At 72.2% G+C, this 8,498-nt stretch carries 7 protein-coding genes; all 7 read left to right on the plus strand.

The window, feature by feature from the left end; translation table 11 throughout:
• Positions 1 to 462, plus strand: a 462-nt coding sequence (locus AN218_RS32485; protein ID WP_171908878.1) for an EamA family transporter, incomplete at its 5' end; no start/stop codon positions are given.
• A gap of 221 nt (positions 463 to 683) precedes the next feature.
• Complete coding sequence (locus AN218_RS32490) at positions 684 to 2,591, plus strand: ABC-F family ATP-binding cassette domain-containing protein (protein ID WP_070020614.1); 1,908 nt, start codon at positions 684 to 686, stop codon at positions 2,589 to 2,591.
• A 370-nt stretch (positions 2,592 to 2,961) separates the two neighbouring features.
• Complete coding sequence (locus AN218_RS32495) at positions 2,962 to 4,854, plus strand: outer membrane protein assembly factor BamB family protein (RefSeq protein ID WP_070020615.1); 1,893 nt, start codon at positions 2,962 to 2,964, stop codon at positions 4,852 to 4,854.
• 264 nt (positions 4,855 to 5,118) lie between these two features.
• Positions 5,119 to 5,805 (plus strand): response regulator transcription factor, encoded by a 687-nt coding sequence (locus AN218_RS32500; protein ID WP_070020616.1) that lies wholly within the window; start codon positions 5,119 to 5,121, stop codon positions 5,803 to 5,805.
• Positions 5,806 to 6,052: 247 nt separating this feature from the next.
• On the plus strand, positions 6,053 to 7,243 hold the full coding sequence (gene galT, locus AN218_RS32505) for a galactose-1-phosphate uridylyltransferase (protein ID WP_070020617.1): 1,191 nt from the start codon (positions 6,053 to 6,055) through the stop codon (positions 7,241 to 7,243).
• Positions 7,197 to 8,249 carry a UDP-glucose 4-epimerase GalE gene (galE, locus tag AN218_RS32510; protein ID WP_070020618.1) on the plus strand — a complete coding sequence of 351 codons (1,053 nt, stop codon included), beginning with the start codon at positions 7,197 to 7,199 and terminating at the stop codon, positions 8,247 to 8,249. The genes galT and galE overlap by 47 nt, the downstream gene beginning before the upstream one ends.
• Positions 8,186 to 8,498, plus strand: a 313-nt coding sequence (locus tag AN218_RS32515) for a galactokinase family protein (RefSeq protein ID WP_420856045.1), incomplete at its 3' end; no start/stop codon positions are given. The genes galE and AN218_RS32515, both read left to right, overlap by 64 nt.

Consider the following 8,498-nt stretch of genomic DNA (forward strand, 5'->3'; position numbering starts at 1 on the left):
TCCGCGTCCCCCGTCGGGCGGTCGGCCGCCGCCTCGCGGCGTCCCGCCCTCGTCGCCGCCGTCGCCACCGGCCTGGCCATCGCCTCGTACACCGTCGTCGACGGTGCCGGCGTGCGCGCCGCGGGCTCCGCGCTCGGCTATGTGGCCTGGCTGATGCTGCTGCAGAGCTTCGTCATCCCCGCGTACGCCGTCGCGACCCGGCGGGGTGCGCTGCTGGCCCAGCTCCGTCCGCTGTGGATACGCGGCCTGACGGCCGGCGCGCTCTCCCTCGCGGCCTACGGACTCGTGCTGTGGGCGCAGACCCGTGCGCCCCTCGCGCCCGTCGCCGCCCTGCGGGAGTCGTCGATCATCGCGGGCGCGGCCATCGGCGCGCTGTTCTTCAAGGAACGCTTCGGCACCCCGCGCGTGGCCGCCTCGGCCCTGATGGTCGGGGGCATCGCCCTGATGCTGCACGGGGGTTGAGCACCGGCGCCCGTCCAGGTGCCCCCGCGCTCCGTCCCGTACGCGCCGTATCCGACGTACGTCCCGTACCCGCCGTACCAGCCGCCGGATCCCCCGCGGCGGACTCCGCCCAGCGGCGTCATGAGCCCCGCCGGCACCTGCGTACCCTGGAGGGCTGATCCTCCCCCGGCCCGCGCCGGGGACGCTTGAAGAACCTCCAGGACAGTGCCGACAGGAGTGAGATGGCCGTCAACCTCGTCAATCTGGAAGCCGTGGGCAAGGTCTACGGCACCCGGGCGCTGCTCGACGGCGTCTCGCTCGGTGTGAGCGAGGGCGACCGCGTCGGCGTCGTCGGGCGGAACGGGGACGGCAAGACCACCCTCATCCGGCTGCTGTCCAAGCTGGAGCCCGCCGACGACGGACGCGTCACACACTCCGGCGGACTGCGCCTGGGCGTGCTCACCCAGCACGACTCGCTCGACCCGGCCGCGACCGTACGGCACGAGGTCGTCGGCGACATGGCCGACCACGAGTGGGCGGGCGTCGCCCGCATCCGCGACGTGCTGACCGGGCTGTTCGGCGGGCTGGACCTGCCCGGCTTCCCGCAGGGCCTGGACACCGTGATCGGTCCGCTCTCCGGCGGCGAGCGGCGCCGCATCGCCCTCGCGCAACTCCTCATCTCCGAGCAGGACTTGATCGTCCTCGACGAGCCGACCAACCATCTGGACGTCGAGGGCATCGCCTGGCTGGCACAGCATCTGCGCGCCCGCCGCTCCGCGCTCGTCTGCGTGACCCACGACCGCTGGTTCCTCGACCAGGTGTGCACGCGGATGTGGGACGTGCAGCGCGGATCGGTGCACGAGTACGAGGGCGGCTACTCGGACTACGTCTTCGCCCGTGCCGAGCGCGAGCGCATCGCCGCGCAGGAGGAGGCCAAGCGGAAGAACCTGATGCGCAAGGAGCTGGCGTGGCTGCGCCGCGGCGCCCCGGCCCGTACCAGTAAGCCCCGCTTCCGCGTCGAGGCCGCCAACGCGCTCATCGCGGACGAGCCGCCGCCGCGCGACGACGCGGAGCTGATGCGGTTCGCCAACTCCCGCCTGGGAAAGACGGTGTTCGACCTGGAGGACGTCTCCGTACAGGCCGGGCCCAAGGTGCTGCTGAAGCACCAGACATGGCAGCTCGGACCCGGCGACCGCGTCGGCCTCGTCGGCGTCAACGGCTCCGGCAAGACGTCGCTGCTGAAGGCCCTCGCCACGGCCGCGCGCAGCGGCGGCGAGGAGCAGTCGGAGCTGGTCACGGGCGGCCGGGTGAAGGTCGGCCGCACGGTGAAGCTGGCGTATCTCTCCCAGGAGGTCGCCGAACTCGACCCGGCGACACGGGTGTTGGAGGCCGTGGAGGCGGTGCGCTCACGCGTCGACCTCGGCAAGGGGCGGGAGATGACCGCCTCGCAGCTCTGCGAGCGCTTCGGCTTCGTGAAGGAGAAGCAGTGGACGCCCGTCGGCGACCTCTCCGGCGGCGAGCGCCGCAGGCTGCAAATCCTGCGGCTGCTGATGGACGAGCCCAACGTCCTCTTCCTGGACGAGCCGACCAACGACCTGGACATCGAGACCCTGACCCAGCTTGAGGACCTGCTCGACGGCTGGCCCGGCTCGCTCGTCGTCATCTCCCACGACCGGTTCTTCGTCGAGCGCACGACGGACCAGGTGTACGCGCTGCTGGGCGACGCCACGCTGCGGATGCTGCCGCGCGGCATCGACGAGTACCTCGAACGGCGGGCGCGGCAGCGGGAGTCGGCGCAGGGCGGCGCGAACTCGCCTGCGGCGCAGCGCACTTCGGGGGCCGCGGCGGCCAAGTCGGCCAAGCCGTCCGGGTCCGCCGGTACGTCGGGTACGCCGGGGACGTCGGGTACGCCGGGTACACAACCCGCGCGGAAGCCGGCGGCCGTCGCACGGGCCGGGCAGAAGGAGATGCAGCGCATCGAGCGCCGTCTGGACCGCATCGCGGAGAAGCAGTCGGAGCTGCACGAGGCCCTCGCCGAGCATGCGACGGACTTCGAGCGCGTCGCGGGCCTCGACACCGAGCTGCGCGAACTGGACGCGGAGCGCGAGGAGTTGGAGTCGCGCTGGCTGGAGCTGGCCGAGGGGGAGTGACCGCAGGGCGGGCAACGGCCGCCGCCGGGCCGCGTCTTCACCGCGTACGACCGCGTACGGGGACACCTCACGGAGGCGCCGGGGAAGCCGTACGGGATCCCTGCGGAGCGGTGCGGCGGCCGGGGTGACGCCGGGAGGCCGTCCCGGCGGGCGTTACCCGGGGGTCGCTAACGGCCCCGCAACGGCTCGGTCCCGACCGAGTCTCTTCCGTCATCTCCCGCCTGGAACCGGACCGCCGGTTCGCGGTGTCCGGTGATAGAAAGACATCCACGTACAAGCCAGCCGAAGGTGGGCCAGATGTCCGATTCGCTCCGCCCTTCGGGGGTTTGAGGGCGGGCGTCCGGTCTGATCGTCAACGAGGGAACCGCTCATGTCGCAGTCGCCTCCGCCGCCCGGCCAGCCCCCGAGAGGGGATTCGCCCGGTCCGGACAAGCCCGAGTCGCCGCAGGGCCCCGGGCTCCAGAAGGATCAGCCCGAGGACACGTCGCAGGCCGCCGGGGCGTCCTCGCCGCAGGACGGGACGCCGCAGCCTCCCGCGCAGCCGCCCCAACCGCCTTCGCAGCAGCCCCCGTCGGGCGGCTTCGGCGCTCCGCCGCCGCCTCCCGGTCCGCCTCCGGGCGGCGGGTACGGCTATCCCCAGCAGCCCCCGCCGGGAGGGTTCGGCGCACCGCCGCAGCCCCCGGCCGCCGGTGGCGGCTACGGCTACCCGCAGCAGCCCCCCGCCGGCGGCGGTGGCTACGGATTCCCCCAACAGCCCCCGCAGGGCGGCCCGTACGGCTACGGCAACGCCCAGCAGCCCGGCCAGCCCTACGGTCAGAACCCGGCGATGTATCCGACGGCACCGGGCGGCGGCCCCTACGGACCCGGCGGTCCGGGCACCCCCGGCTCGGGCGGCGGCAACGGCAAGGTGATCGCCATCGTCGCGGCGGCGGTCGTCGTCGTCCTGGCCGTGGTCACCGTCGGCTTCTTCCTGGTGACGAACCAGAAGGACAAGGGCGACGAGGCCGGCGGCGACGGCGGCAACACCGGTACGAAGGAGGTCGGCGGCAAGCCGGCGAGCACCGAGGGCAAGGAACTGTTCAAGATCCGCTCGCCGAAGCTCACGGACGAGGAGACCGCGAGCGTCTCCGGCGCCTGGGCCACGGACCGGATATTCGCCAAGAGCACCCTCAACGGCATCATCGGCATGGACGCCGCCAGCGGGAAGAAGGCCTGGGAGGTCAAGCTCGACGGCCAGGTGTGCGCCGCCTCGCGGCACGCCACGTCCGACGGCAGGACGGCGGTGGTCACCTCCGAGACCAAGTCCTCGCGTGCGCAGTGCAATCAGATGGCCGTCATCGACCTGAACAAGGGCGAGAAGGTCTGGCAGGAGAAGATGCCCAACAGCGACCGCGCCACCACGCTGGGCATGGAGATGACCGTCAGCCAGAACGTCGTCGCGGCCAAGTGGATCGGCGGCTCCGTCGCGTACAAGATGTCCGGCGGCTCCCCGCTGTGGAAGACCGAGGGCGGCACCGACTGCGAGGACGAGGGCTTCGCGGGCGGCAAGGACCTGGTGGCGGTCGTGCAGTGCGGCAGCTACAGCGAGCCGAAGCTCAAGGTGCAGAAGCTCGACACCAAGACGGGCAAGCCCACTTGGGAGTTCGACGTGCCCAAGGGCGTGCAGAGCGCCCGCGTCGTCCACAGCGATCCCATGGTGCTGGCCGTCAGCGCGGGGACGAGCACCACGACCGACCTCATGATCGTCGGCGACGACGAGAAGCTGAAGACGAAGATCTCCCTGGGCGACCGCAAGTACGACCCGGGATGCAGCACGGGCGTCGAGTCCTGCACGTCCGTGGTCGTCGACAAGAACTACATCTATATGCCCTCCCAGCGGCACCAGGGCGACTCCTCGTCCACGAACGAGATCATCGCCTTCGACGTCAACACCGGCAGCCCCAAGTGGAAGTCGGACGCGGGCGAGCGGCGCACCATCGTCCCGGTGCGCATGCAGGGCGACAAGCTCATCGCGTACAAGAAGCCGACGTACGACTCGGGCGGCCAGATCGTCGCCGTCGACCCGGCCGCGCAGGGCAAGCAGGAGCTGTACATGCGCCACCCCGACGACACCGCGGAGGTGGAGAACAACCTCGGCGGCATCACGCTGCGCGAGCCGCCGATCTACCAGAACGGCCGGTTCTTCATCCACCAGACGCTGATCTCCAAGCGCAGCAGCGGCAGTTACGGCAAGTACCTCGCCATCGGATTCGGTTCGCAGTGACCGGAGCGCAATGACCCGAGCGTAGGGGCCCGACCCCTTCTCCCCACGCCGCAGCCGTGCCCCTCGTCGGGGCCGGAGGCCCAGAGGGAGGCTGATCACCGTTCGTCCGCCGTTCACCCCACTTCTCCCCCCGAAGTGGCCCGGAACGGCGGGCGAACGTGTAGCTTCCGGGGGCACAGGGGCTGCTCCCGTGCGCCCCCGGGGCGCCGGACCCAGGGGCCCTGCCGGGGCGCCCGCAGGGAGCGGCGGCAGGGGTTGTTGCGGATGAGCGTCCGGCTCATGGTGGTGGACGAACACAGACTGCTCGCCGAAGCGTTGGCCTCTGCGCTGAAACTGCGCGGCCACCGGGTACTGGCTGCCGCCGCCCCCAGCGCGGGCGCCGCGGAACTGGTGCTGAGCAGGGCGCCCGAAGTGTGTCTGCTGGGTACGGCGATGCCCGCCGAGGCAGGCGTCTTCGACCCCGTGGTGCGGATCAAGCGGGAGAAGCCGCAGATAGCGGTGGTGGTGCTGGGCCCGGTGCCCAGTCCGCGCGGTGTGGCCTCGGCGTTCGCCGCGGGCGCCTCCGGTTACGTACGGCACGACGAGCGCATCGAGGGCGTCGAGCGCGCCATGATGAAGGCGCGGGCGGGGGACGCGGCGGTGGCGCCGCAACTGCTGCGGGAGTCCTTCGCGGAACTTCTCAACCCGGCTCCCGAGCCCGACGACGAGGGCGCCCGCCTCCTCCAACTCCTCACGCCCCGCGAGGTGGAGGTGCTGGTACGGGTCGCCGAGGGCGAGGACACCCGGCTGATCGCGACGGGCATGCGTATAGCGCCGAGCACCGCCCGTACGCATGTGCAGCGGGTGCTGATGAAGCTCGGCGTCGGGTCCCGGCTGGAGGCGGCGGCGCTCGCGGCCCGTACGGGACTGCTGGAGAGGGCGCCGGAGCCGGGCTCGGTACGCGAGGACTGACCGGGCCCGAGCCGCCGTCACCGTCACCGCCAACGCTCCGTACCAGCGCCCCGCACCACCGTCCCGTACACCCGCACACCCCGTATGTACGGTATGCACCGGTACCGACCGGAACCCGTCGACCGGAATCCTCTCCGAGGCCCCGACTCCCCCGACTCCCGCTCCGCGCGGGCCTGTTGGGCTCTGATTTCTCGTGTGCGATTATGTTGACTATGGGCGCGGGTCGGATCGGGCGAGGAGCGAACCGTTGAAGAAGACCTCGGCCAGGCTGGCCGACGGCCGCGAGATCGTCTACTACGACCTGCGCGACGACGCGGTCCGCGACGCCGTCGACAAGCGCCCCCTCGGCACCACCGCCACCGCCTCCGAGATCCGCTACGACCCGCTGCTCGCGGAGTGGACGGCCGTCACCGCGCACCGCCAGGAGCGCACCTACCATCCGCCCGCCGACGCCTGCCCGCTCTGCCCGACCCGCGGCACGTACCTCAGCGAGATCCCCGAACCCGACTACGACGTCGCCGTGTTCGAGAACCGCTTCCCGTCCTTCACCGGCGGCCCCGGACCCGAGGCCGCCGACGGCCCGTACGGTCTGCTGGCCCGCAAGCCCGGCGCCGGCCGCTGCGAGGTCGTCTGCTTCACCTCCGACCACGAGGCGTCCTTCGCGTCCCTCACCGCCGAGCACGCCCGGCTGGTCCTCGACGTATGGACGGACCGCACCGCCGAGCTGTCCCGGTTCCCCGGCGTCGAGCAGGTCTTCTGCTTCGAGAACCGCGGCGAGGAGATCGGCGTCACGCTCCAGCACCCGCACGGCCAGATCTACGCCTATCCCTTCACCACGCCCCGCACCGCGCGCGTCCTCGACTCCCTCGCCCGCCACGCCTCCCGTACCGGCGGACGCAACCTCTTCGACGACGTGCTCGCGGCCGAACTGGCCGACGGCCGCCGCATCGTGGGCGAGAGCCGCCACTGGGTCGCCTTCGTCCCGCACGCCGCGCACTGGCCGTACGAGGTGCACCTCTACCCCCGGCAGCGGGTGCCGGACCTGCCCGCGCTGAGCGAGGAGGCCCGCGCCGACTTCCCGGCGCTCTATCTGGAGGTGCTGCGCCGCTTCGACCGCGTCTTCGGCCCCGACGAGCCGCCCACCCCGTACATAGCCGCCTGGCACCAGGCGCCCTTCACGCTGCCCGCCCGCGGACGGCGGCCGTACGGCGCGGAACCCGGTGCCGCGGAGTCGACGGCCCGCGAGGACTTCGCCCTCCACCTTGAGCTTTTCACCATCCGACGGACTTCCGGCAAACTGAAGTTCCTCGCGGGTTCCGAATCCGGGATGAACGTGTTCATCAACGATGTGCCGCCGGAGCGCGCGGCCGAGCGACTGCGAGAGGTAGCGAGTGAACGGCAGCACACAGGGGACCTCCCCGGCACGACAGAGCGGTAAGTACCTGGTCACAGGCGGTGCGGGATACGTCGGCAGCGTCGTCGCCGCGCATCTGCTGGAGGCCGGGCACACCGTCACCGTGCTCGACGACCTCTCCACGGGCTTCCGCGCGGCCGTCCCCGAGGGCGCCGCGTTCGTCGAGGGCCGGGTGCAGGACGCCGCCCGCGTACTGGACCCCGCCTACGACGGCGTACTGCACTTCGCGGCGTACTCCCAGGTCGGCGAGTCCGTGCAGGACCCCGGCAAGTACTGGCGCAACAACGTCGGCGGCAGCATGGAACTGCTCGACGCCATGCGGGAGTCGGGCGTACGCCGCCTCGTCTTCTCCTCCACGGCCGCCACCTACGGCGAACCGCCCGTGGTGCCCATCCGCGAGGACGCCCCCGAGGCCCCGACGAACCCCTACGGCGCCTCCAAGCTCGCCGTCGACCACATGATCGGCGCCGAGTGCCGCGCCCACGGCCTCGCCGCCGTCTCGCTGCGCTACTTCAACGTCGCGGGCGCGTACGGGAGTCACGGCGAGCGGCACGACCCCGAGTCGCATCTGATCCCGCTCGTGCTCCAGGTCGCCCAGGGCCGCCGCGAGGCGATCTCCGTCTACGGCGAGGACTATCCGACGCCCGACGGCACCTGCGTACGCGACTACATCCACGTCGCCGACCTCGCTGACGCCCATCTGCTGGCCATGGCCGCGATGAGCGAGGACGGCGGCCGGGTGCCGTCCGGCACCCACCTCGTCTGCAACCTCGGCAACGGCAACGGCTTCTCCGTACGGGAGGTCGTCGAGACCGTGCGCAAGGTCACCGGGCACCCCGTGCCCGAGACGGCCGCCCCCCGCCGCGAGGGCGACCCGGCGCAGCTCGTGGCCTCCGCGCAGCGTGCCGTACGCGAGCTGGGCTGGCGCCCCTCCCGTACGGATCTGGCCGAAATCGTCCAGGACGCCTGGGACTTCGCGCAGCGGCCCTCGGGGCGCAGCGCGCCGGGGTCCGGGGCCGGCGCCGTATGACGGAGGGCTTCCGTGCGGTGTACGGGGCGGCGCCCGAGGGCGTGTGGGAGGCCCCGGGCCGGGTCAATCTGATCGGCGAGCACACCGACTACAACGACGGCCTGGTGATGCCGCTCGCGCTCCCGCACACCTGCCGCGTCGAGGCGGCGCGCCGCGAGGACGGCGTGCTGCGGCTGCACTCGGCCGACGCCTCCGGCGGCGTCACCGAACTGCGCGCGGACGCCCTCACGCCGCCCGGCGCCGCGGGCG

Source organism: Streptomyces nanshensis, from assembly GCF_001751255.1.
Taxonomy (GTDB): Bacteria; Actinomycetota; Actinomycetes; order Streptomycetales; family Streptomycetaceae; genus Streptomyces; species Streptomyces nanshensis_A.

Coding starts and splice junctions, on each gene's coding strand:
- AN218_RS32490 (WP_070020614.1), top strand. CDS start 684: ATGGCCGTCAACCTCGTCAATCTGGAAGCCGTGGGCAAGGTCTACGGC.
- AN218_RS32495 (WP_070020615.1), top strand. CDS start 2,962: ATGTCGCAGTCGCCTCCGCCGCCCGGCCAGCCCCCGAGAGGGGATTCG.
- AN218_RS32500 (WP_070020616.1), top strand. CDS start 5,119: ATGAGCGTCCGGCTCATGGTGGTGGACGAACACAGACTGCTCGCCGAA.